This window comes from Providencia sp. M-27 (assembly GCF_011077905.1).
Taxonomy (GTDB): Bacteria; Pseudomonadota; Gammaproteobacteria; order Enterobacterales; family Enterobacteriaceae; genus Providencia; species Providencia huaxiensis.
The window spans coordinates 255,499-281,166 of the sequence record NZ_JAALBT010000004.1; the positions used below are offsets into that span (position 1 = coordinate 255,499).

22 protein-coding genes are annotated in these 25,668 nt (G+C 39.0%); 15 read left to right on the forward strand and 7 right to left on the reverse strand.

Annotation, left to right across the window (positions count from 1 at the left end):
• Window positions 1-152: 152 nt before the first annotated feature.
• A complete protein-coding gene (locus tag G6Q48_RS08485; RefSeq protein WP_166265769.1) occupies window positions 153-1,082 on the reverse strand; it encodes a DUF7916 family protein in 930 nt (309 codons plus the stop codon).
• Between the two features lie 281 nt (window positions 1,083-1,363).
• On the opposite strand from G6Q48_RS08485, the gene G6Q48_RS08490 reads away from it, so the two are divergent.
• The 5 genes from G6Q48_RS08490 (at window position 1,364) to efeB (ending at window position 5,427) form a co-directional block, all read left to right on the forward strand.
• Window positions 1,364-1,921, forward strand: coding sequence for an iron transporter (locus G6Q48_RS08490; RefSeq protein ID WP_004913787.1), 558 nt, complete (start codon window positions 1,364-1,366; stop codon window positions 1,919-1,921).
• Between the two features lie 144 nt (window positions 1,922-2,065).
• Window positions 2,066-2,401 carry a cupredoxin domain-containing protein gene (locus G6Q48_RS08495; protein ID WP_102140078.1) on the forward strand — a complete coding sequence of 112 codons (336 nt, stop codon included), beginning with the start codon at window positions 2,066-2,068 and terminating at the stop codon, window positions 2,399-2,401.
• Window positions 2,402-2,412: 11 nt separating this feature from the next.
• On the forward strand, window positions 2,413-3,246 hold the full coding sequence (locus tag G6Q48_RS08500; protein WP_102140079.1) for an FTR1 family iron permease: 834 nt from the start codon (window positions 2,413-2,415) through the stop codon (window positions 3,244-3,246).
• Window positions 3,239-4,141, forward strand: coding sequence for an EfeM/EfeO family lipoprotein (locus tag G6Q48_RS08505; RefSeq protein WP_102140080.1), 903 nt, complete (start codon window positions 3,239-3,241; stop codon window positions 4,139-4,141). The genes G6Q48_RS08500 and G6Q48_RS08505 overlap by 8 nt, the downstream gene beginning before the upstream one ends.
• Before the next feature lie 11 nt (window positions 4,142-4,152).
• Complete coding sequence (gene efeB, locus G6Q48_RS08510; protein WP_166265772.1) at window positions 4,153-5,427, forward strand: iron uptake transporter deferrochelatase/peroxidase subunit; 1,275 nt, start codon at window positions 4,153-4,155, stop codon at window positions 5,425-5,427.
• Between the two features lie 116 nt (window positions 5,428-5,543).
• Here efeB and G6Q48_RS08515 read toward each other — a convergent pair whose 3' ends face one another.
• The 3 genes from G6Q48_RS08515 to G6Q48_RS08525 all read right to left on the reverse strand — a co-directional run bounded on the left by G6Q48_RS08515 (window position 5,544) and on the right by G6Q48_RS08525 (window position 8,454).
• Window positions 5,544-6,278 (reverse strand): vWA domain-containing protein, encoded by a 735-nt coding sequence (locus tag G6Q48_RS08515; protein WP_166265775.1) that lies wholly within the window; start codon window positions 6,276-6,278, stop codon window positions 5,544-5,546.
• Between the two features lie 186 nt (window positions 6,279-6,464).
• Window positions 6,465-7,361 carry a hypothetical protein gene (locus G6Q48_RS08520; protein ID WP_166265778.1) on the reverse strand — a complete coding sequence of 299 codons (897 nt, stop codon included), beginning with the start codon at window positions 7,359-7,361 and terminating at the stop codon, window positions 6,465-6,467.
• Between the two features lie 166 nt (window positions 7,362-7,527).
• Entirely contained in the window at window positions 7,528-8,454 is a 927-nt protein-coding gene (locus G6Q48_RS08525) for a LysR family transcriptional regulator (protein WP_102140084.1), read from the reverse strand.
• Window positions 8,455-8,598: 144 nt separating this feature from the next.
• Between G6Q48_RS08525 and G6Q48_RS08530 the strand changes: the two genes are divergently transcribed.
• Both G6Q48_RS08530 and G6Q48_RS08535 read left to right on the forward strand, forming a co-directional pair.
• Window positions 8,599-10,374 carry an adenine deaminase gene (locus G6Q48_RS08530; protein ID WP_166265781.1) on the forward strand — a complete coding sequence of 592 codons (1,776 nt, stop codon included), beginning with the start codon at window positions 8,599-8,601 and terminating at the stop codon, window positions 10,372-10,374.
• A 41-nt stretch (window positions 10,375-10,415) separates the two neighbouring features.
• Window positions 10,416-11,759, forward strand: coding sequence for an NCS2 family permease (locus G6Q48_RS08535; protein ID WP_102140086.1), 1,344 nt, complete (start codon window positions 10,416-10,418; stop codon window positions 11,757-11,759).
• Between the two features lie 58 nt (window positions 11,760-11,817).
• Here the strand turns inward: G6Q48_RS08535 and G6Q48_RS08540 are convergent, their stop codons facing one another.
• Window positions 11,818-12,222, reverse strand: a complete 405-nt coding sequence (locus G6Q48_RS08540) for a RidA family protein (RefSeq protein ID WP_166265784.1) — start codon at window positions 12,220-12,222, stop codon at window positions 11,818-11,820.
• Between the two features lie 780 nt (window positions 12,223-13,002).
• Here G6Q48_RS08540 and gltS point away from each other — a divergent pair.
• The 5 genes from gltS to G6Q48_RS08565 all read left to right on the forward strand — a co-directional run bounded on the left by gltS (window position 13,003) and on the right by G6Q48_RS08565 (window position 18,872).
• Window positions 13,003-14,208, forward strand: coding sequence for a sodium/glutamate symporter (gltS, locus tag G6Q48_RS08545; RefSeq protein WP_102140088.1), 1,206 nt, complete (start codon window positions 13,003-13,005; stop codon window positions 14,206-14,208).
• A 211-nt stretch (window positions 14,209-14,419) separates the two neighbouring features.
• A complete protein-coding gene (locus G6Q48_RS08550; RefSeq protein WP_102140089.1) occupies window positions 14,420-15,328 on the forward strand; it encodes a LysR family transcriptional regulator in 909 nt (302 codons plus the stop codon).
• Between the two features lie 56 nt (window positions 15,329-15,384).
• Complete coding sequence (locus G6Q48_RS08555; RefSeq protein WP_166265787.1) at window positions 15,385-16,626, forward strand: D-amino acid dehydrogenase; 1,242 nt, start codon at window positions 15,385-15,387, stop codon at window positions 16,624-16,626.
• A gap of 2 nt (window positions 16,627-16,628) precedes the next feature.
• Entirely contained in the window at window positions 16,629-16,982 is a 354-nt protein-coding gene (locus G6Q48_RS08560) for a RidA family protein (RefSeq protein WP_166265790.1), read from the forward strand.
• Window positions 16,983-17,210: 228 nt separating this feature from the next.
• The gene (locus G6Q48_RS08565; protein ID WP_166265793.1) at window positions 17,211-18,872 is read left to right on the forward strand and encodes an alpha-keto acid decarboxylase family protein; all 1,662 of its coding nucleotides are present in this window, start codon (window positions 17,211-17,213) and stop codon (window positions 18,870-18,872) included.
• A 69-nt stretch (window positions 18,873-18,941) separates the two neighbouring features.
• On the opposite strand, the gene G6Q48_RS08570 is transcribed toward G6Q48_RS08565, so the two are convergent.
• Both G6Q48_RS08570 and G6Q48_RS08575 read right to left on the reverse strand, forming a co-directional pair.
• Window positions 18,942-19,952 (reverse strand): XdhC family protein, encoded by a 1,011-nt coding sequence (locus tag G6Q48_RS08570; protein ID WP_166265796.1) that lies wholly within the window; start codon window positions 19,950-19,952, stop codon window positions 18,942-18,944.
• 9 nt (window positions 19,953-19,961) lie between these two features.
• Window positions 19,962-20,525, reverse strand: coding sequence for a nucleotidyltransferase family protein (locus tag G6Q48_RS08575; protein WP_102140094.1), 564 nt, complete (start codon window positions 20,523-20,525; stop codon window positions 19,962-19,964).
• A 195-nt stretch (window positions 20,526-20,720) separates the two neighbouring features.
• Between G6Q48_RS08575 and G6Q48_RS08580 the strand changes: the two genes are divergently transcribed.
• Genes G6Q48_RS08580 through G6Q48_RS08590 form a run of 3 tightly spaced genes read left to right on the forward strand, consistent with a single transcriptional unit; the run spans window position 20,721 to window position 25,296 of the window.
• Window positions 20,721-23,516, forward strand: a complete 2,796-nt coding sequence (locus G6Q48_RS08580; RefSeq protein WP_166265799.1) for a xanthine dehydrogenase family protein molybdopterin-binding subunit — start codon at window positions 20,721-20,723, stop codon at window positions 23,514-23,516.
• On the forward strand, window positions 23,513-24,064 hold the full coding sequence (locus G6Q48_RS08585; protein ID WP_102140096.1) for a (2Fe-2S)-binding protein: 552 nt from the start codon (window positions 23,513-23,515) through the stop codon (window positions 24,062-24,064). Before G6Q48_RS08580 ends, G6Q48_RS08585 begins: the two co-directional genes overlap by 4 nt.
• Window positions 24,061-25,296, forward strand: coding sequence for a c-type cytochrome (locus tag G6Q48_RS08590; RefSeq protein WP_166265802.1), 1,236 nt, complete (start codon window positions 24,061-24,063; stop codon window positions 25,294-25,296). Before G6Q48_RS08585 ends, G6Q48_RS08590 begins: the two co-directional genes overlap by 4 nt.
• Window positions 25,297-25,668 lie beyond the last annotated feature (372 nt).

Genomic DNA, 25,668 nt, shown 5'->3' on the forward strand with positions numbered 1-25,668 from the left:
AATGGGCGAAATTTTACCTGAAGAATTGAGGGAATTGTATAAATTTTTGTCGAAAATAATCTGTATTTAGAGCTGAAATAGGATAAAAAAATCTTGCTTGAAATAGGCGATTTCTGCAAAGTATTTTTGTAAAAACCACCTAAGAATGTTAATCAACGATTAACTGAACGAGCAATACGTGAGTAAGTGTGCCTAACCCCTCGGATCACAATACTATAATTTAAAATATTCTCAGGTAATGCAATTCCGTTATACCCTGAATCACCAATATGATGTAAATCTGTCCCGGCCATTTTACACACTAATGCTATTTGTCGAATAGTTTGTAAATCTGCACCTTCTTGAGAAGTCCCAATCGCTGTCATTGTCATCACACCTTGGGAATGGCAATAACTCACCATTTTTTGCACAAATTCTAACGAGATCCCGGGGACCGTTCCCGGCGCTGGGAGCAAAATGATATCTGCACCACTGTTAATAAAAGTACGAATATCATCTTCTGTTATGAGTTGCTCAGCTGAAGCATTCAAAACCCCTGAAGCGTGCATTTTCCCTGTAATAAGCACAATATCTTCACCCACAACAGCTTTAAGCTCTTTAAGACTTTGGTTAATTTCCTGATTAGTAACTCCATTTCCAGGGTTTCCCGTTAAAACAATAATGTCAGCACCCATTTCTTTTAGCTTAATGGCATTTTTTACTGTTGCTAATCGCCCTTCCGATATTTTCCATTGCTCATCTTGTGTCGGATTATTAAATCCATCAGGGACGGGCTCTAAATTAACGCCTATAGCTCGTCCCGTTAAACGCTTAAGTGTGCGAATGATTTCTTCGGGTTCAATCCCTTCAGGTAGGCCTTGCATAATTGGTTGATTAACATCAAAAACATTTAGCAGCAAGATATCTGCGCCTTGACTTGCGGCTAATTCAGCATTCGTCACTGTCATTAATACAGGTTGAATAGTACCAATGGTTTCGGAAACTAATATCCGCCCTTCACTGGCTTTAATAGATTCTAATAGTTTCTTTTTATTGAAATTTATAATTTCAGAAGCTGAACAATCAAGATAACGTCGTTGCATGGCTGTACCTTTATTTTCAACAAAATTGATGAATAACTCTTTCGAAATAAAATATCTACGTTCGAAATATATCACGTAGTTAATAATAAACAGCCTAATAGAACACACTATTAGTAAGTTATTTTTTTTAAAATAATAACTATTTCTAACACTCAGATTTTTATATAAAAACAAACTTTTCAGTGGCAAGTAATTTACTTATCGTAAATTACCACTTGTTTTTTAGTAATAGTAATGATTATCATTACAGCTCTATATCACTTATGGTAAGGACTAAAATAATGAAACTCGCCTACAAAGCTGCTGTTTCAGGTCTTGCGTTGTTTTCAATCTCTGCATTAGCTCAAGAGTACCCTCTCGGTCACCCTGTGATCAAAAACGGAATGGAAATCCAAGGCGTTTATCTACAACCCATTACAATGGATACCGAAGAAGGCCATCATGCAATGTCGCACTTAGCGGCAGATAAAGCAGATGTCCACTTAGAAGCAGATATTCACGCGGTTGAAGATAACCCAAATGGCTTTGCAGAAGGTGATTGGATCCCTTACCTAACCATTGAATATTCGGTTACCAAACTCGGTGATAAACCACAAACTCAAACGGGCACGTTTATGCCGATGGTGGCCAGTGATGGTCCTCATTATGGGGAAAACATTAAATTAGATGGCAATGGTAAATACCGTGTCACTTATAAAATTTATCCACCATCACACAATAAAGATGTTGCCTTTGGGCGCCATATTGACAAAGAAACCGGCGTAGCACCTTGGTTCCAACCTTTCGAAGTCTCTTGGGACTTTGACTACGCAGGTGTTGGCCGTAAAGGTAGTTACTAATTTTAATCGAAATTAACTAAGGGCTTAATCAAGGAAGTTTTCTTGCATGAGCCCTTTTTTGTTCGTACTTATTATTTATTTGTACTTATTATTTGTTTGTACTTATTATTTGTTTGTACTTATTAAAGGATAAACCAAGCCAAAATGAAAACATTACTGCGTTTTTTACTGGTTATCGCTTGTACAATAATTCCCCTATCTTCATTTGCTGCGGAAAAATACACTGTCGAATTAGAAATGAAAAATGGTGATCTCATCCCACGTGTTCTTGAAGTTCCCGCAAAAACGATTATTCGAATTAAAATTACCAATACAGGCACTGAGCCCGCAGAATTTGAAAGCATTCAGTTAAGAAAAGAAAAAGTTTTAGCACCTGGAGCAAGCTCAGTTGTTGTTATCGCACCACTAAAACCCGGTACTTATTCTTTTTTTGATGACTTCCACCTTTCTCACCCCAAAGGCGAGATCATTGCGAAATAAAAGGATTTAATATGGGACAAGTTCTATTTGTTGTTTGGCGTGAAAGTTTTGAGGCGCTACTTGTCATTGGCATTATTTATGCGTGGATTAAACGTCATCCTGACGCACAAAATGGTATGAAATACCTTTGGGCTGGTGTCGCTATTGGGGTTATTACCTCCATATTACTAGCACTTCTGATTTATGGCGTATTCAATGTCCTTGATGATACAGGGCAATCACTATTCATGATTTTTATGGAATTACTCGCCTGTATTTTGATTGTCCAAATGGTGTATTGGATGAACAAACATGGCAGCTCAATGAAATCAGAAATTGAATCAGGAATCAGCCGTAATGCCTCTCACCATAACTGGTGGGGAGCCGCACTAATTATTGCCATTGCCATCGCCCGTGAAGGGAGTGAAATAGTCGTCTTCCTATCTAGTTTTATTATGTCTTTAACCGCATCTAATGCATCGGCTTTCTTTATCGAGGTAGGTGGAGGAATTGCAATTGCAGGTCTTACACTTTATATCTTCTTATTAACAAATCGCTTAGTTTCTTGGTCTATCTTCTTTAAAGTTACAGGGGTTATTCTATTATTCCTTGCATTATCTCTGTTGCTTAAAGGGGTCGAAGAAAGTGCAAACTTACTAATCGAATATGATTTTACTATCCCTGACTTTTTAATTTATCCCGCTTGGGATACAACTGCATTTCTCGATGATTCTGGTATCGCTGGCAATTTTATCTCTTCTTTCTTTGCTTATCGTTCACAACCTATTTGGCTCAGCGTCATTACCTTTGTCCTTTATTGGGCTATTGTGATCCCATTGTTTGCTCGGAGCAAAAAAAATGTCTAGCTCACTGAGACGGAATATCAAATGGATATCTTTTAGCTTAATACTCAGTGTTGCGCTGCCTACTTTAGTTCAAAGTAAAGCACTGAGATCCCCTGTGCAAACAGGGGATAACATCATTATTGCTAAAGGGGATATACCCACTCCAGAAAAATATCAACATGCAATCCAAACCTATCTCACCTTTGCCAATACTGAGCTAGCAGAAATGGTCACGCAATTGGAATTATTGCAACAGAGTTTACAGCAAGGAAAGCTACAACAAGCTCAAACTGCATACATTCAAGCTCACCAGCACTATGAAACAGTGCGCCCAATTATTATTCTATTTGGTAATACAGATAGGACGATTAATCCAAGAGCCGATTATTTCCTCGATAAAGAAACTGATTATCGCTTTACGGGGTTTCATCTTGTTGAGTACCAATTATTTGAGCAAAAAAATGCAAAACTTGCTTTAACCGCAAACCAAGATTTATTACTCAAAGGGCGTGACTTACATAAACGAGTGGTAACAGAAACTATTGAAATACCAAAGCTCGTGCAAGCCTCGGCTGATTTTATTGAAATGATCTTAGAAACGAAATTGGGTGGTAAAGAAAATATCTACAGTTTGTCTGATTTAACTGATATTGCCGCTAATTTAAAGGGATCACAAAAAATAATTGAGGTTCTTAAACCTTTTATCAAGCCAGAAACACTTGAGAGAATACAGCAGAATGAACAGCTCATTAATCAAATAATGCAGCCATATCAACTGTCAAATACCACATATCAACCTTATAGCCAATTACAATTAAAAGACAAAATGGCGCTTTATTCATTACTCACTCAGCAAGCTGAAACCTTAGCGAAATTACGTGCTGAGCTCGATGTCGATGTTTACTATAAATATTAAGGCATATATTTATGCAAGCTAAACTAAGAAGTATATTGCAAACCAACGGAATGTCTCGGCGTAATGCCCTAAAAATGCTCGCTATTAGTAGCGCAGTTTTAGCAGCTCCAACATTAAAAGCTCAAGGGAAAATAGCCAATTGCCAACTCACCTATAACAAAGCAATCAATTACCTTGGGCTTAACCAAGCCGGTGTTTTAACGCCTGAACCCAAAAATGCCAGCTTTATTGCATTTAATATTACAGCGAATTCTGTTGAACAATTACAAACTGTTTTTACTTTACTGACCCAGCGTATTGCTCACTTAACTCAATCCCAAATAGAGCCGTCAATCAATAACGATAAGATCCCTCCGGCAGAGTCAGGTATTCTTGGGACACAACAACAACCCGACTCACTAACTATCACCGTTGCTTTAGGAAATTCTCTTTTTGATAACCGGTTCGGCTTAAATAAAATTAAGCCTAAACATCTTAGTGAAATGACCAGTTTCCCTAACGATCGACTAGAACAAAAATGGTGTGGTGGTGATCTCCTTCTGCAAATATGTGCGAATAGCCAAGAAAGCGTTATCTATGCATTACGTGACATCCTACGTCATATTTCGCCATACAGCTTTCCTCTCTGGAAAATAGATGGCTTCTTACCTGCACGGGATATTGATAACCACTCAACTCCTATCAACCTTTTTGGTTTTAAGGATGGAACAGGAAATGCGCCTGCCGATGATAATTCGTTAATGAACGAATTAATATGGATAACAAAAGGTAGCCAAGAACCATCTTGGTGCGACGGAGGGTCATACCAAGCAGTACGTCTTATTCGTTTTAATTTAGAGTTTTGGGATAGAACACCATTAGAAGATCAAGAAAATGATTTTGGTCGGCATAAAGACTCAGGGGCTCCAATCGGCATGAAAAATGAGCATGATGATCCTAAATTTGGCGAAGATCCCCATGGTGACCGTATTTTATTTGATTCCCATATGCGTCGTGCAGAGCCTCGTAATCCTGAACGTTATACCGCAAAACTGAGGCGTAGAAGTTACAGCTATTCACTCGGGCTGACCGAAACTGGGGCCCTCGATATGGGGTTGATTTTCGTCTCTTTTCAGCAAAATTTAAAAACAGGCTTTATTGACACTCAAAAACGTCTCAATGGCGAACCACTTGAACGTTATATCAAACCTTTTGGTGGTGGATATTATTTTGTATTACCAGGAGTCGAATCAGCACAAGACACCCTTGCTGAAAAAATGTTTACGGCTTTAAAACAAACCGAGTGATGATACTGATAAAATAAAGCCCCTATTACACTTTCTATAGGGGCTTTACTCGGAGCGATATCATCAATTATTCAACATGTTAATTAATAAAATGCCCTCTAGATTTATATTCATTATTATTTTTTACGTTCATTCACATCCGCTTCGACTTCTTGCTTCCAGTCCTCTGATATTGGCGCAGACATTTGTTTAGCTTCCACCGCTTTATTTACAGCACGATAAGCCTTATCGTATCCAGTCCCATCTTGGACATAACCAGTGGCATTTGAACTTTTAATTCCAATATTTTCAGCTTCAGAAATGGCATCAATATTGGCACCTAAGAAAATAAAATCCCATTTGTCTTCTGTTTCTGCTGACTTAATCATCGCTTTAATTTTTGCTTGGGAATACTTACGGCTACTATTTTCTTGCCCATCGGTAATGATTACAAAAAGAACATTATTATTTTTAGTAACTTTTCTATTTTCTTGCATTTTTTCAATGCCTTCTCCTATTGCGTCCAATAATGCGGTATAGCCACCAACAGGATAATCATCAAGCGTTAGATTAGAAACTTTTTCAATGGGTTCTCTATTATGGAGTAAACTTGTTTTATCATTAAATAAAATAGTTGTAATGTAGGTCTTTGCTTTTTTTCCTTTATTTTCAGTCAATACACTATTATATCCACCGATTGTATCAGTCTCGAAACCTGACATTGAGCCACTTTTATCAAGAATGAATACTAAATCCAAAACATCAGGATCTTTTTTGGTATCAATAATAGTTGTACTGCTAGCGATAGAAGAAAATAAAAACAAAAATACAGCTGATATGACGGTGAAAACAGATTGTATGGATAAATTCATCGCCGAGTTCCTTGGTGAGGTTAATAAAAATATAACCACCTCAATCTCGCTTTTTCACCAAATATTTCAAATAAGATTACTCTGTATACTTAATAAGCATTTTCTTAATTAATTTCAAAAAACCACTATTACATAAAAATAATATTTTTATATCAATACACAAAAAAGTAAATATACTTAAAATGGTTACTCTTTCAACCAAATACCATTTTCTCTAAGTATGTTAATTTCTTGAATAAAATTATTATACTTTATATTTTCAGCGACAGAGCTTGACGAAGCGCTTCGAGACTGTTCAAGTACTAACTCTGTGATAGCATGGTGAAATTCTTGGTTTAATTTTTTATGAATATCAACATCATCGGTATTTTTTAATCGTGTAACCAACTGAATTAATTTTTCGGCTTTTACCTGTACATCTGGATTATCAAAAATAACTGTTGGAACTTCATACATAAATAGCATATTGATAGAATCTAAAGTTTTATGACTAGCAGGATCCTGCAATAAGCTTTGACCATATTCATTATCTAAATAGGTAACTAATTCTTGTTTATCAAAGCACTTAGATTTAATATTTCCATCTAATTTATCATCATAAAGTGTAATTGAATCAGGAAAGCTTTCGCCCACAGGGTAGCTACACCTGAATATATTTGCATCAATAAGCGTCGCGTTGGAACTGCGAGCGGGTAGTTCAAGCTCATGCCCATTAATTGTAATGGGGTAGCTCGCAGGCTTAAACTTATCTTCTTGACCATCGACGGCATAGACTTCAGATAATGTGTAATAAACAAAATTATTTGGGTTAATAATACCACCAGAGTTATTTTCAAAAACAAAAAAATCTGTCACATGACCTTCATCACTTTTTAACTGGTGTAACCCACTAGAAAGTAAAACAACCCCTTTATCATCTGGTAAAACGTCATAATCTTTACCATCTAGCGTAAACGTAATAGTGCTTTCACTTGGATTACTATAATAAAATTTGCCTTTACCACTTAAAAGATCCATATCATCACAAGCGGAAAGTAACATAACTGCAGAGACAATACAGCTATATTTTAGTATAGTATTCATAATGTTATTCCAAAGCTTTTTAAAATTAATTTATTAACTAAAAACACCAGAGCTATCCATGATGCTCTTTAACATATTATTGTCGATATTAGAGACCATTATTCAGTTATTCGAATAAAATAACTTTACGATAAATGCGATAATAACCAAACTTAGTGGATATATCTCATACGTTATTTTCACGCAATACTTTTAACAATACCTGAAAAACCTCATCCATTAATGGTGTTGTTTGCTGGCTATTGCGAATTAAAGCGACTGTACGCGTTAACTCAGGTTGTTGTAATTGCAAAACTTTCAATTCAGGGTCACGTAAATGTACAGTATAAAGCTGTGGTAAAATAGCAATCGCTAATTTCGAACGAACTAAGCCATATAAGGTTTCAATATAATCTACTTGATAACGAATATTTAATTTTAGTCGGTGACTTTCCACCGTAGCAGCAACTAAACGTTGAATATTTCCTTTCGAAAATACGGCAATATCACGATTATTTAGCAATTTCCACGGCAAGTGAAACGCATTAACAGATACAGGGTCATCATGATGAATAACGGCAACAAAAGGGTCATCCTGCAATGGAAAGATATTTAAATTTTGAGGCACTGAGCTATCTAACACACCAATGCCAAAATCAATTTCATGATTGATAAGCTTTTCCACCAAAGCGTCATTCGTTTGGTCATAAAATTCAATATTAAGCCTCGGAAAATATTGAGTTAATAATTCAGGTACTGCTGGAAATAACAAAGAACTTACGGAAGGAACTAACCCAATACGTAATGTACCATCCCCACCCTCTACGATGATTTTCTGAATTTCACTAAATGCACGGTGAGAAACACTCAGAATTTGCTGTGCATATGGCAAAATTGCAGCGCCTAGCTCCGTTAATGTTACGGATGAAGCGGTGCGATTAATTAACTTTCCTCCAATAACCGTTTCTATTTGCCGCAAAGCACTACTCAAAGCAGGTTGGCTCACCGCTAGACGATTTGCTGTCTCGGTAAAATGACGCAGTTTTGCTAATGTCACAAAATACTGCAGTTGTTTGAGCGTGAGTGCTGGCAGTCTCTGCCAAGGTTCTATCATAATAATGTACTTTTATTTTTATTGGGTTAGCCAATATATCTGTTCATTATAACCATTTCTTATCGCATGATAAATTTTATCATCTTGGCAAACGTTTGCGTTGCTCATAAAGTAACAGTCATAAACTGTAGCAATGGTAACTTTATGTGCATAACAAAACAAAATAGGCGTCATGTCATTCAATCCGCTAAAGGTGAAAAGCCTTTTGACCTTTTACTCGCTAATGCCAATATTGTCGATATGGTCACAGGTGAAGTTCGCCTTGCAGATATCGGGATAACCGGCAACCTAATTGCTAGCGTTCACCCTACAGGAACTCGTAGTGATGCAAATGAAACCCATGATTTATCTGGCTATTTCATTTCACCCGGCTTAATAGACACTCACGTCCATTTAGAAAGCTCACACTTACCCCCTGTTCGTTATGCAGAAATAGTTCTAGCCCAAGGAACAACAGCTGTCTTTTGGGATCCCCATGAACTTGCCAATGTATTAGGTTTAGAAGGTGTACGTTATGCTATTGATTCTAGCCGAAATTTGCCGCTAGATGTTATGGTTGCAGCCCCTTCATCAGTGCCATCAACACCTGGCTTAGAAATGTCTGGTGCGGATTTTGCTGGGAATGAAATGTCAACCATGCTGAGTTGGCCGGAAGTCCGCGGTGTGGCTGAAGTTATGGATATGTTTGGTGTGCTCCATGGCAGTGATAGAATGGAAGAAATTTTAAATGCAGGAATTACATCAGGCAAACTTATAGAAGGCCATGCAAGAGGTTTAAAAGGGGCTGATCTCCAAGCTTATCTGGCGGCTGGCGTCACCTCTGATCATGAATTAACTTCGGCTGAAGATGCTCTTGAAAAGCTACGTGCAGGTCTTACGTTAGAAATTCGAGGCTCACATCCTTATCTCCTTCCCGATATTGTTGCCGCATTAAAATCTTTACCTCATTTATCATCACAAATTACGGTATGCACAGATGATGTGCCACCCGACATGTTGATTGAAAAAGGTGGAATTATTGCGTTGCTAAACCTTTTAATCGAGTATGGAATGCCGGCAACTGACGTACTGCGCTTTGCCACATTCAATGCGGCAATACGCCTACAGCGCCATGACCTTGGCCTGATTGCTGCGGGGAGAAAAGCAAATTTAGTCATTTTCGATTCATTGGAAATATTAAGAGCACAAGCTGTGTATGTATCAGGGCAAAAAATTGCAGAAAACAACCAACTCATTAATGCGTTAAGTATCCCTGATAATATTTTACCACCACGCGATACCATGCGACTTTCGCCAATAACCCCAAATGATTGCACACTAAAAATTGATGGAATCAATAATGGTAGTGCGCGTTTACGTCACATTCGTGGAGCACGCTTTACCCAGTGGGGAGAAATTGACGTACAAATCAAAAATAGCGTGGTACAACTGCCGAATAATTTCAGTCTTATTCGAGTTCAGCACCGTCACGGCCGCCACGATGCTTTACCTCAAATAGCCTTACTTGAGGGCTGGGGGGAATTACGCGGAGCCATTGCAACTAGCTATTCACACGATTCACATAACCTCGTTGTGCTTGGTCGTGATCCTGATGATATGGCCACTGCCGCTAATTTATTAATCGAAAGTGGTGGAGGTATGGCGTTAGTACAAAATGGCAAGGTTTTAGCTCATGTCGCAATGCCAATTGCCGGTATGTTATCTGATTTACCCGCAACTGAACTGGCCGCTCAATTTCGTCAATTACGTGAATTAAGTAGTCAAATCGCAGATTGGGAGCCGCCATATCGAGTCTTTAAAGCCATTGAAGGAACTTGTCTTGCATGCAATGCGGGACCGCATTTAACTGATTTAGGATTAACTGATGGAACAACGCGTCAAATCGTTAACGCAATCATCCATACTGTTAAGCATGCCTAGAAAACTATAAATATCAAAAATAATAATAGGAGAGCCAATTAATGGCTGACAATTCAATAGATAAGCCAACATCAGGGAGTTGGCTGGAAAGACGCTTTGCTTTACGTGAGCGTGGAAGTTCAGTGAAAACAGAGTGTTTAGCCGGAATTACTGGTTTTTTAGCCGCGGCTTACCTTCTTGTGGTGATCCCCGGTTTACTTGCCGCTGGAGGGATGGATAAAGGCGCAGCAACCACTGGAACGATTATTGTCTTCGTTATTGCCAGTTTATTAATGGCATTCTACGCAAACTTACCCTTTATTGTTGGCCCTGGTATCGGAGGTTCTGTTCTTGTCGGTATTACTCTTGCAGGCAGTGAAGGTATTGACTGGCAAATAGGGCTAGGCATTGCTTGTTGGTCAGGGATCTTATTTTTTCTATTAACTAAATTTGGCTTGCGTGAAGTCGTTACACGCTCTGTCCCTCAATCAATTAAACTCGGATTAACTGCATCAATTGGTCTTTTCGTTGCCGTTTTAGGCTTTCGAAATGCAGGATTAGTCCTCGCTAACCCAAAAACAAATGCATTAATGCTTGGTGATTTCCTTTCTCCTGGAGCGTTAGTCGCACTCGCAGGCTTTTTCATTGCCATTGCTCTACAAGCTCGCAAAATACCAGGCGGAATTTTATGGGCAATTTTATTTGCCACCCTTTTGGGTATTCCATTTGGCGTCACAAAATTACCTGAAAGTTTTATTGGTATTCCACATTCTGTTGCCCCTGTCTTAGGCCATGTTGATTTAATTGGCGCACTAAATATCGCGTTTCTCCCTTTCTTATTTGTCTTTTTTGCCGCTGAATTTTTTTCAACGATGGGAACAACATTAGCCGTTGGCGGAGAAGCCGGTTTATTAGATAAAGAAGGTAATATGCCAAATATTAACCGCCCTTTTATCGTTGATTCTATTGCTGCTGCATTAGGCCCGTGGGTAGGTATTCCTGCGGCAACTGCACTTATTGAATCTTCAGCCGCGGCAGAGGCTGGGGGGAAAACAGGTATGACCGCCCTTGCCGCTGCCTTTATGTTTTTATTAATGCTGTTATTTACGCCTATCGCATTAATGATCCCAGCCCAAGCCACAGCTCCAGCGCTCATTTTAATTGGACTAAATATGTTCAGCGGCTTACGAAAAGTGGACTTAGGCAATTTTACTGATGGCTTACCGGTATTAATGATGGTGATGATTACGTTAATCGCTAATAGTTTTGGTACAGGCATTGCGGGTGGGCTGCTATTTTATATTTTAATCAAAGCGGTTGCAGGCAAATGGAGAGAAATTCCAATTAGTTTGTGGATCCTCGCGGTACCGCTTGTTTATTATTTTTCAACGTTAGTAAAACACTAATACCACGAGTGCCAGAAAAGCCGATACATCTGTTGTCGGCTTTTCTATTCGAATAAATTTAGTTCAAAACTGCATGAGCTTCTATTTCTATTAACCATTCCGGCAAGGAAAGCCCTGAAACAATAACCCAAGAAGATGCAGGTGGCATATTGGGAAATTTTTCTTTTAATGCTTTCGCAATATCAGCTTGTTCCTCATGGCTATTAAAGCCCTCTTTGATATAAATACGTAACATAGCCACATGAGATAAGTCGCCACCGGCCTCATGCAGTACATGTTCAATATTAATTAATGATTGCACGGTTTGTTCGTAAATTCCCCCAGCAACAGTTTCTTCCGCAGCATTCACACCAACCTGGCCTGATAGAAATAATTGTCGGGTTCCCGTTGTTTCTACGGCTTGGCTAAAGCCATACTGCAAAGAATTGAAGACAGACGTTGGATTTATCAATTTTTTAGTCATTTTTGTTCCATCTTGAATAAAACAGTGAGGCAGTATAAGACTTTTTCTTTTCAATTCATTAAATATCAGGCAAACGTTATTTGATTAGTATAATGAATCAAAAAATATTTTTGCAAAATAACCAGTGCTTGTTCTGCTCCGGGTGGAGTCATCATTAATGTCGCGCCCTATGATATTTAACCATGCCAATACCCATATAAACAGTAATCCAATCAACAAAGTAAGCCAATAAATCAATAAGTTACATTTATGGCACAAATAAAATCATACTATTATTTTAATCAATAATATTCACATTCATTCCACTGAGGTTAAAAGCAATTAATCGTTCAGATACTGAGCCCAAACGGCATGTCCAAGACATCACTTTTCATTTGAATTATTAAGCGCATTCTACATCATGTAGCATTCCCCCCTCTTCTCCTATATTTGCTAAGCGTCTTACATGCGGCACATCACACTTCTCATCATTCATATTGAATACGGTTTTATTACCACGAGATAAAGCCAGTGCAAATATTAGTCACTACATAAATGTTCCCCAAATACACATCAGATATAAAAATCATAATTAACAATTGGTTAAGTTAAAAATGAATAATCTATTGCAGAATTTAATGACTCAATAAATGAAAAAGTAAAAATATCGCGGTTAACTAAAAGTTATAGATACCCAAACAAAACTCATTGTTAAATAAAAGTTACGCAAAGTAACTTAATTTATCGCTAATGTTAAATAACAACAGTGAAAGTTCTGGTAAACTAACTTGAGGTAAAATAATGATCCTAGATGCCAGCTACACTTTATTAGTCGCTTGTTTGGCGCTATTGATTGGTATGTTTGTTGTAAAATACACACCTTTTCTACAAAAAAACCATATTCCTGAAGCCGTTGTTGGCGGTTTCATTGTTGCTATCATTCTACTAATTGTTGATAAAACAGCAGGATACTCATTTACTTTTGATGCCTCGCTACAAAGCATTTTAATGATTACCTTCTTTTCATCAATTGGATTGAGCTCAGATTTTTCGCGATTAATAAAAGGTGGTAAGCCACTTGTCTTATTAACTATCGCGGTGACTATCTTAATTGCTATTCAAAATACCGTTGGTATGGGAATGGCTGTCATGCTTAATGAAAGCCCATTTATTGGTTTAATTGCGGGTTCAATCACACTAACCGGTGGCCACGGCAACGCAGGGGCTTGGGGACCAATACTGGCTGATAAATATGGAGTGACAGGTGCCGTTGAATTAGCCATGGCATGTGCAACCTTAGGTTTAGTACTCGGTGGGTTAATTGGCGGCCCTGTTGCTCGCCATTTATTGAAAAAAGTATCAATCCCTAAAAGCACTGAGCTCGAAAAAGAAACGATCGTCGAAGCTTTCGAACAACCGAGTGTTAAACGAAAAATTAATGCTAATAATGTTATTGAAACCATCTCAATGCTAATTATCTGTATTGTCGTGGGCGGCTATATTAGCGAGTTTTTTAAAGATACCGTCATGCAATTACCAACCTTTGTTTGGTGTTTGTTTGTTGGCATTATAATTCGTAATGTCTTAACACATGTATTTAAGCACGAAGTTTTCGAGCCAACGGTTGATGTTTTAGGTAGTGTTGCCTTGTCCTTATTCTTAGCAATGGCGCTAATGTCTTTAAAATTCGGTCAGCTCGCCAGTATGGCAGGCCCTGTTCTAATTATTATTGCCGTACAAACGGTGGTTATGGTTCTATTTGCAACGTTTGTTACCTTTAGAATGATGGGCAAAGATTATGACGCAGTTGTTATTAGTGCTGGGCACTGTGGGTTTGGAATGGGAGCAACACCAACCGCAATAGCAAATATGCAAACAGTCACTAAAGCATTCAGTCCTTCTCATAAAGCCTTCTTAGTGGTGCCAATGGTAGGTGCATTTATTGTCGATATTTCAAATAGTATCTTAATTAAAATCTTTCTCGAAATTGGTACGTACTTTACCTAGCACACAATCATAAAGGCCAGGCTATAACTTATGTATATAGCCTGGCCTTCGCTTTTTTATCTCTTTTTAATTTATACCGCCTAATTTCCTTCACCATTTTCAGTACTAAATGAAGAGTTATTCAGATTAATTTGTATTAATTCGGTAGAATATGCGAATTAATACCAACAGTCGGTTTCTGTGAGTAAAGGCAAATAATAGGTTTCTGAAAATGAAATTAAGGCATCTCGATATTTTTTATGCGGTCATGACCTGTGGTTCTTTAACCCGTGCAGCGGAGGTTTTACATATCTCACAACCCGCAGCAAGTAAGGCCTTAAAACATGCAGAACAACAACTTGGCTTAGTCTTATTCCAGAGAATAAGAGGAAAATTAATTCCGACTGCTGAGGCAAACCTACTATTTGAGGAAGCCAAAGAAGTTTATCATAATTTAGATAAGCTCAGAATTTTAGCGCAAAACTTATCACGTGATCCACAAGGTAAATTAGCCATTGGCTGCTTACCTAGCTTAGGGCTAAACTTAGTGCCTGAAGTAACCGCGCAATTTATAAAAAAGCACCCCAATATCAAACTCACGATCGGTACACATCATACAACGGATATTCTGCAGCTATTAACCCAACAAGATCTCGATATTGGTATTGGCTTTAATCTTGAAATTGAAGGGGGGATTACTGTTCTCCCCATTGCTGATATCCCATTAGTTTATGTGGATAGCAAATTACCATTACACTCCCCTGTATCACTCACTGATATCGACCAAGAGCGTTGGATCCACCCTGGTTCTGATTCCTTATCTCAGCTATTACAAAAGCGTCACGAGTTTGCAGAATCAAATATTAGTGTGCACACCTACCATATGGCAGCAGAATTTGTCCAAGCTGGATTAGGCTGCAGTATTACCGATATTTTTTCAGCCGAACACACATTACCTGAATCGATGATTTACCCATTACAGGAAGGTTTACATCTTGCCGTATCTGTTTTTCATCGAGCAGATAAGCCATTAACCAAAGCCGCACAGAATTATGTTAACACCTTGGCATCCACACTCGAAAAAAGAAACAAAGTAGTTAACCAAAAGTTATACTCTAGTAATGAAAACTCAATTGTTTAGTTAGCTTATTCGCCGTTAAATAATAACATCTTGGTTATTATGGGTTACGGATTATTATGACTAAACATGTGGTGGTAATTGGAGCTGGTGTTATTGGTTTAAGCACCGCCTATTCATTAATTAAAGCAGGCCAAACCGTAACATTAGTTGAATCAGATACCGATGTCGGTATGCAAACCAGTTTTGCTAACGGTGGGCAGCTCAGCTATCGCTATGTATCTCCCCTTGCTGATGCAGGTGTTCCTTTACAAGGCTTACGTTGGATGGGGAAAAGTGACTCACCTTTAAATTTAAAAATAATGCCTTCATTACAACAATGGTCTTGGTTAGCGCAATTCACATTAGCTTGTAACCGTAAAACCAATAAAGTTAATGGTGCCCATCTTTTACGTTTATCACTCCTGAGCCAAGAAATAATGAATAAATGGCGTAGCAATGGTGATATCGCTGATTTTGCTTGGGAAAAATCAGGGAAATTAATTATCCACCGTGATAATAAAAGTTTCCAAAAAGCCAGTGAAACGGTTGATAAACAATTTCAAAAAGTATTAACACCCGCTGAAATTGTTGAACTAGAGCCTTCTTTAAAAAAGATACAGTCTCAGCTAGTAGGTGCAATATATGCCCCTGATGATGAGAGCGCTGATTGTTATTTATTCTGTAAAAATCTACTGCAATATTTACTCACACAACCTAAATTTAAACTTTGTTTGCAGCACAGTGTTAAATCTTTCATTACTCAAAATAACGAAGTCACTGGAATAGCCACTCACCAGGGAACGATCCAAGCTGATGATTTTATTGTTTGTGCAGGAAATGGTAGCCACGAATTATTAAAACCACTGAATATTAATGTTCCTATTTTAGGGTTAAAGGGGTATAGCCTAAGTGTCGAATACCCGCAAACTGAACATATTGTTCCGAAAATTAATGTTACCGACTACGCCAATAAAATTGTCTATGCCAAACTGAATGACCAATTACGCATTGCTGCAATGGTTGATATTGGCTATGACAATCAAGGTTTACGTGAAAATAGAATACAAGCACTCAAAAATATTATAAAAAATACCTTCCCTGAATTACCCAAAATTAACGATGCTGAAAGTTGGTGTGGCTTACGCCCTTCAACACCCAAAGGCCCTCCTTTATTAGGAAAAACTGCCTATAAAAATTTATGGCTTAATATTGGACACGGTAGTTTAGGGTTTACTCTTGCCGCAGGCAGCGCGGAAATATTGACTCAGCTTATAACAAAACAAACATCCCCCATTTCTTTAACTGGATTAACGAGGTAATCATGTCAATTAAACGGAACAACCCGAAACCACGCTTAGCAGACAGCGTTGAATATGCAGGGATAGTTTATTTATCAGGGCAAGTACCTAATGATCTAACTGGCGACATAATTCAACAAACAACTGAGGTTTTAGCGAAAATTGATGCCTTACTCGCTACAAGCGACAGTGATAAAACTCGAATTTTATCTGCTCAAGTTTGGATTAAAGATATGGCAAGGGATTTTTCAGCGTTTAACGCTGTGTGGGAAAAATGGATGCCAGTTGAAAGCAGCCCAGCCCGTGCTGCTGTTGAAGCCAATATGGCTCGAGACCAAGTGCTTGTTGAAATAATGGTAACAGCCGCTAAATTTTAATATTACATTTAATAATAGCAGCGAGATCTTATAATAAAGATCTGCTGCTTTTTATTCATTATTTTTCAATTCATTCTATCAGATAGAAAATGACTATTTTTCAATTTAACAAATATACTCAATCCCATTACGAATAATAATATTTTATTATTTACCACATTAATTAGTATTAATTTTATAAAAATAAAAATCACAAGACTATTATTAATTAATAATTGGAGAAATAAAATGAACGAAACTGTGATTGAATATATTTTATCTAAACTATATGACTTAGGAATTGAAGATATTTTTGGTGTACCGGGTGATTATTCCTTTCCTACTAATGATACGGTTTGTACAATGCCTTATTTACGTTGGGTTGGTAACTGCAATGAACTCAATGCAGCCTATGCTGCTGATGGGTATGCTAGAGTTAAAGGAATGGCCGTATTATCAACAACATTTGGCGTTGGCGAACTAAGTGCGCTAAATGCGATAGCGGGTTCTTTTGCAGAACGATTACCAATATTTCACTTAGTTGGGATGCCACCAAGCCAATCACAGCAAAACCAACGCATTGCTCATCATACATTAGGAAATGGAAACTATGATGTATTTTATAAAATGAGCCAGCATATTGTCTGTGCTCATGCCATCATTACCCCTGAGAATTGTATTGAAGAAACAAAGCGACTAATAGCTTGTGCATTACATGAACGACGCCCAGTTTATTTTGGATTACCTGCTGATTTTGCAATGCAGCCTATTATCAAACAAACTAACACCCCCTTATCATTAGAGCCAAAAAGCTGTTCAAAAACGCTAAAAATCACCGTTAATCAGATAATTAATAAATTAATTAATAGTAAACAAGCCTGTCTATTGGCTGGCTCTATATCTTTACGTTTAGGGCTAGAAAAAGAGTTACAAGATATTATTGAACATACCCAAATTCCCTATGCAACCCTCTTTATGGATAAGAGCGTGTTAGATGAAACTAACACACAATATATGGGAATGTATGCAGGTGATTTCATCAATCCACAAGTGACTTCATTTGTAGAAAGCTGTGATTGTATTTTAAATTTCGGCACAATTATGTCAGATTTTAATACGGCTTGTTATACCTCAAATATTAAAACTGAAGACATCATCCATATTATGGATAACTACGTAATTATAGATGGCCAATGCTACAATAATATTTATATGAAGGATATTCTTTTAGCCTTAAAGAATAATTTAATATCTCCTACTCATTATCCTTTTAGTCAAAATTCATTCCCAAGAGCACAATCACTTGGGGAGCCAATCGTTTCAGCCACAAAAGAAATAACGGAAACATTCTTATACCCTCGATTAGAAAAAATGCTCAAACCTAACGATATGATATTTGGTGATACAGGCACATTCACCATGGGCTTAGCATTTGCACTTTTACCTAAAGGTGCATCCTTTCAAACTCAATCTTTGTGGGGATCAATTGGTTGGGCGACTCCTGCTGCATTAGGTGCAGCCTTAGCATCTCCCTCTCGTCGTATTATTTTAATAACCGGTGAAGGTGCTCATCAATTAACTATGCAAGAAATTAGTCAATTTGCACGATTCGGATTAAAACCTATTATTTTTGTTCTAAATAACGATGGCTACCTTATCGAGCGACTATTTTGTCGAGAACCTGAATATTATTATAACGATGTTGCTAAATGGAATTATGCACAACTACCTTCGGCACTTGGGTGTGATGATTGGTATTGTAAAAAAGTAACAACCTGCGAGGAACTCAATGACACCTTACTGCATATTGAAACTCTAGAGACCGCAGCTTACATTGAAATAATTACCGATCGGTATGATGCATCAAAATATTTGGTGAAAATGGGAGAAGCGATTACCTCTATATATTAACTAGATTATTTGTAATTAGCTCCGCCATCTAAAATGGCGTGAGCTATTAGAAATAAAATTACGTTATATTTAATTTATACCCATCAATTTCTTCGTTTTATATGCAGTCTCTGATGAGGTCACGCCATTTTTATAAGCAACAATGTCGGCCATTATCGCTAAAGCAATTTCAGGTGGTGTTTTACTACCTATCGGAATACCAATGGGGGCATGGATACGCTCTATTTCCTCTTCCGTCATCCCACCGGATGCGATAAGCCGTTCACGACGGCGAGCACTCGTTCTTACTGACCCCATTGCACCAATGTAAAAAGCATCTGTATTAACCGACTCCATCAGTGTTAAATCATCAATTCGGGGATCATGGGTTAAGGAAACAATGGCAGTATTTGGAGAACAACCTTGTTCTTCTAAATAGCGAGCGGGAAATAAAGAAACAACCTCAACTTGAGGTGGAATTTGTGGTGCAAACCGCGCTAGTTCGTCTTCTCGGTGATCGCAAATAATGACCTCAAACCCTAATGTTAAGGCAAAATTAGCGCAATAAGCTCCGACGGTAGAAATTCCTGCAATAATTAACCGAGGAGGAGCCGCAATATATAGCTGAATTTTATCACCATCACGTTCTATCTGTGTTGGTTGCTCTGATTTATTAGCTATATGAATTTCACCGCTCTGCGGCAAGGTGACTTTCTTGATAATCGCCGAATAACCCAATAGCGCATTTTGGATCTCAACAAGGTAATGAAGCGATTTCTCATTATTGGGTAAATATTCAATCAAAACATCTAAGCTGCCATCACAGGGCAAGTTGACTTTAGTTTCAATCCCACCTCTTCCATAGCGAACAACTTGGCTGCGACTAACATAATCAATATTTTTGATTCGTTGAATAAAATCCTCTTCAATGCAGCCACCAGAAAGCGAGCCTACATATTGGCCATTCTGTTTTGCAACCAGCAAGGAGCCAGGACTTCTAGGCGAAGAGCCATAAGTATTCAATACTGTACATAACCAAACTGGCTGCTCTTTTATCCAATCAACAGCTTGGGAGATAACAAAAACATCTTCACGCAACATATTTGTTCCTTACTCGTTATCAACACTTGGATAATCAATATCTTTCACAACATTTTCATCATTTATGTCTAGTTTATAGACAAAATTATTCTGTAATATTGATTTTGCCCCTTCATCTCCAGACAATTTAATTAAATCTGAATAATATTTTGCAGATATTCCCACAGGATGTCCCGGCAAGCCATTATATACTGGCCGTACTAATGTATATTGTTTTAATTTATTCGCTACACGGATAAATAAATGGCTATTGATGTATGGCATATCCGCCAAATGAATTATCCACCCATCTAAATTTGAAGTGTTTTTAACACCAAATGCGATTGAGTCGCCTAACCCATTACTATTAATCAATGAGTATGGAATATTAAATTGTAAACAATTATTAATGACACCTTCATTCTCAGGCCGTGTTACCACATGCATAGGAAGTCCACTATCAATTGAATTACATAGTGTTTTTTCAAAAACTGTGTTTTCCTCTAACACAAAGTTTAATTTACTTCCTTTACCTCCAGCATTTTGAAAACGTTCACTTTTTCCTGCTGCCAATATTAAAATGCCAATATTCATAGTTTTTATTTTAAATCGATATACTGATTGCATACCTCATAAATAAAGTATATTCAGTAAGATCACAAGAACTACTTAATCATTAATTTGAAAATTATTAAGAGAAGTATAATATAAATGTGATACAAGTAATTTTTCTATGTGACTATAAAAATAAAAATACTGATGTAATAATAATAAGTGTAAGGGTGTATTATGAGCAAAAGCAATGTCGAACTCTCCCGCAGACACTTTCTAAAATGTGCCGTTATAGCGGGAATATCTGTTTATTTAGCCCCTTTGTATAGCCGTGCTTTCGATGTGCTATTCGAAGAAAAAATCCTTCAATCTCCTGACTGGAACCCGGTCGACAAACAAATCAAATTCCGTATTGATGGTTTTGCCAAAGTCCAAGGGGAGAAAGTCTTCGCCAGAGACATTCGTGCACGTGATATCCCTCACTGGCCAAAACAGCAAGGCCATGCATTTTTACTCCGCGTGACTCAAGCCGATAAAGTTTACCAAGGCTTTAACCTTGATCTGCTAAAAGATGGCCTGATGCCTGACCGCATCGTAACCGCAAGTGATTTAGAAAAAGATGGTGTCGCTTTCCCTGAATTTTATGGCGAGGATCTATTGCTTCCTGAAGGAAAAACACCAGCCTACCTCGGCCAAGCCGTCGCATTATTGATTTACCATGATTTTGCTAAATTCCGTTTTGCCAAAGAAACCTTAAAATTCCGTGACGATGTTATCCAATATGGTGCATTAACTGGCCCATTAGAACGAGACCCATGGGGAAGCTACCGTGGCGTGCGAGTTGGCAATGAAAACCCTTATGAGCCCGATATTTACTCAAGCCTAAAAGACATGCCAATCTCCCCTATTGGCATGAAAAAACACTTACCCGTTTGGCCTGAAGGCCGCGAAGGTGGAAAATTAGACCAACAAGGCATGCTATATGCTGATGAGCTCGCCAAACAACTGGAAAACCCGCCAGAAGACTGGTTAGTGATCAAACGAAAATACTTTTCTCAATCGATAGATACTGCCGCCTTAGAGCCTGATAATGCTAACGGTTGGTACGACGCCAAAACACAGTCATTCCATCTTGTTATTCCGACACAGTCCCCTCAGGAGGTTGCGGCATCATTACCAGAGATGTTGGCAAAATCACATTTCCCAATTAAGCAAATTTTCCTACACCCTTGTTTTACCGTTGGTTATGGTTCTAAAGACCACACTCCATTCCCCTATTATGGGGCGATGGCAACATTATATGGAGACGGAGTCCCTATTCGTCTGGCTAATGACCGTTATGAACAATTTCAATCCACCATCAAACGCCATGCTTTCGATATGGATTACACCTTAGCGGTTAATAAAAAAACGCATAAAATTGAAGCTCTTTCAGCTTCTTTTATCGGTGACGGCGGTGGTCGCTGTAATTTTACGCCTTCCGTTGTTATGGTCGGGGCTACAGGTGCTCAAGCTATCTATTATATTCCCCGCAGTGATTTATCTGCGGTCGGTATTGCATCACGAGCAGTAGATGCAGGTTCAGCTCGCGGTTATGGCACATTACAAGCCATGGCTGCAACCGATATGTTAATGGAAGAAGCCGCAAAACTACTCAAAGCCGACCCCATCGAGTTCCGCCTTAAAAATATCATCAAGTCTGGGATGAAAAATACCCAAGGGGCAATCCCTGGTGGCGCTATTCGTGCAGATGAAGTGTTAACTCGCTGTGCTGCGCATCCAATGTGGACAGATAGAGCCAAACGTAAAGCCGACTTCGAAGCGAAAAATAGCGGTAAACTATTTGGCACAGGGATTTCTTGTGTGCAAAAAGACTTCGGAACAGGCGCGGAATCCTCCTTTGCTCGCGTAGAACTCACCCCCGAGGGGAAAATTGCCATTTACCATAGTGGTGCAGAAATTGGTACAGGCATGTCCACGTCCCAATCGGTGGTTTGCGCTAAATGGTTAGGAAAGCCTGCGGAACAAGCTCATTTTTCTGTTGTTGATTGGTCAATTTTACCGATGGTATCGACAGGTAACCCATTTGCCATGTCACAAGATGAGCAAAACCACCTAGCTCAAAACCCATTATGGACACCGAACTACTGCTCACCTGCGAGTGCCAGTAATTCCGCCTATTATTTCACCCATAGCACCGAAGCGGCAGCGCGCCTTATTTTTGAACATGGGTTATGGCCAGCGGCTATGTCAATTTGGCAAGAAGGCATTGGTGGCGGGCAAGCTGCTCCTCTCGTTGTTCGTCGTGAAGATGCACGTTGGGTTGCTGAAGGCTTAACCGCTGATGGGCTCGAGGTGCTGAGTTTATCGCGCTTAATTGAACGCACTTTTGCAATGGGCGGAGTAACCGGCGCAGTGTGCCACGTATTTAACCGCTGGCAATGGGCTGAAGCGGAATTCCCTATTCAGGGAGAAACCCGCCGTTTACCGATTGATGGGCTATCGCTACGATTTGCCGATAAAGAATACCAAGTTTGCCACCGCGAGAAAGCGTATTACCCTGATACACAAAGAAATAATGCCGGAGTTACATACTACAGTGCCGTTGCCACGGTGACAGAGCTCTCCGTCGACAAAGCGACGGGACATGTTGAATTACTCAACCATCACAGCGTGGTGGAATGCGGTAATCTCATTGTTCCACAGCTGGTTTCAGGGCAAATTCAAGGTGGATTAGCAATGGGTATCGGCCATGCGCTCCATGAATATTTACCTCTCTACGAAGATGGCCCCGGTAATGGGACATGGAACTTCAACCGTTATCACCTCCCTCTTGCCAGTGACGTTGCTGTTTGGCAACAAACCAACGAAGTCCTACCAGGACTTTCGGACACTGACCCGCCGAAAGGCGTTGCTGAGGTTGTTATGATCCCGGTGGTTTCAGCCATCGTTAATGCCATTGCAGATGCAACTGGTCATCATTTCTTGCATTTGCCTGTACGCGCAAAAGACATTTTAGAGGTAATATCATGAGCCTAAATTTCCTTCCCCTTACCTTAACCATTAATGGCCAACAGTATGGACCAATGGACGTGCCTGAAGGCCTCATGATGATCGACTTTCTTCATGAATATGTCGACCTAACAGGTTCTCGCCTAGGCTGTGGTCAAGGTATCTGCCATGCATGCGTTGTTATCTTAGATAATCCATCTGGTACCAGCGAAGAGATCCGCACCTGTATTACTGGCGCCCATTTTTTCAATAATAAAAGTATTCGGACTATCGAAGGGGCGGCCACTAAAGAAGAAAATGGAGAGGTAAAATTATCTCCGGTTCAGCAAGCTTTTGTTGAACATTTCAGTTTTCAGTGTGGTTACTGCACCCCAGGGTTTGTGAATGCCGCTACCGTATTTATTGAAGAACTTCAGCGAAACCCTATTGCAGAAGAAGAACTAGAAGATGCTATCAAACAAGCTCTAAATAACCATATTTGCCGTTGTACGGGCTATGTCCGCTATTATGAAGCAGTACGCGATGTGGTTCTTGCGACTCCTGGTCTTATCAAGGAGGCAATAAAATGATCAAACGAATTATTTTATGGTTGATAGCCATCGCTATCATCGTTTGGGCGGTGCTCTACTGGTATGAAAGCCGTACCTTAGATGGCCCGGTACAAAAAGTCACCGCGACTCCCCAAGAAATTGAGCGGGGCCGTTATCTCGCCCTTGCTGGTGACTGCGCTGCATGCCACACCAGCACTGATGGCGCGCCATTAGCCGGTGGTTTTCCTCTAGATACTCCATTTGGGATAATCTACAGCAGCAACTTAACCCCTTCAGCTGACTTTGGTATCGGCCGCTGGACAAAAGATGATTTTTATAAAGCACTGACCCAAGGAATTTCACCGCCGAGTAAAAATCTTTATCCGGCAATGCCTTATACCTCTTACAAAGGGATCACTCGTGAAGATTCTGACGCTATTTACAGTTATTTGATGAGTCAACCCGCAGTTGATGTCGCGCCACCTGAAAATTCATTGCCATTCCCATTGAACCAACGTATGGCAATGATTGGCTGGAATTTATTGTTTTTTAACGATAAACCGCTCCCAAATAGCTCACAAGGTAGCTCCTCTGAATGGTTACGTGGCCGGTATTTAGTTAATGTATTAGAGCATTGTGCCGAATGCCATACGCCAAGAGGGAAACTGGGTGAAATGGATTTAGATAACTTTATGAAAGGCGGTGCATTAGGCCGTTTTATGGCGCCAGATATTACCCCGAAAGCGCTTGCAGAACGAGGATGGACAAAAGAAGATTTACAGCAGTTTTTCATGACTGGGCTCACGCCACAAGGTTCCGCCTACAGTGATATGCACCCTGTAATTTATCTGAGTTCACAACATTTAACTCCAGAAGATAATAGTGCCATAGCCACCTATTTAATGGGCGATAACCCACCAGCCACTTCACCATTAAGAATGGGGGAAGGTAACGCACAAGGCCGCCAAATTTATTTAGAAACCTGCTCCGGCTGCCACTCCTATGATGGTAGCGGCAAACCGAATGTTGCCGTGGCAATGAAAGGGAATTCAACATTACGTGATGCGGATAGCACTAACCTAATTAACGCTATTTTAGATGGTTTACCTGAACAGCCGTTTCCTAATAACCAAAACATGCAAAGTATGCCAGGGTTTGCTAATAAGCTAAATGACCAACAAATTAGTGAGTTAGTGAACTTCCTTCGCGTTCAATGGGGAGGACAGCCTGCCGATGTCACCCCGGAGCATATTAAATCTTTACGTCAATAATGACGAAAAATGACCAGTCGGGCTTGTTAATATTTAATGAGCCCGACTGGCCTCTATTTAATCCCCTTATAGGAATATACTTTATATAATAGAATACATATTGATTTAATTATTCATTAATAAGAATTAATATCATTTAAATAAAATACATTCTAATAAAGCTCAGTTATTTTATTCAATACTGTCATATTAAGATGACTCCAACAATATTATTCACTTTCTTGTATAAATCCCCTTACTCATTCTTGATATATCATTACAGATACCCATAATATTTGTGTAACTTACTGAGCTATCTGATATTAGTCATCGAATTGTGAGCTAATTTAATCAAAATAAAATAGTCTTATAGTGCATGGCTAAAAAATATTA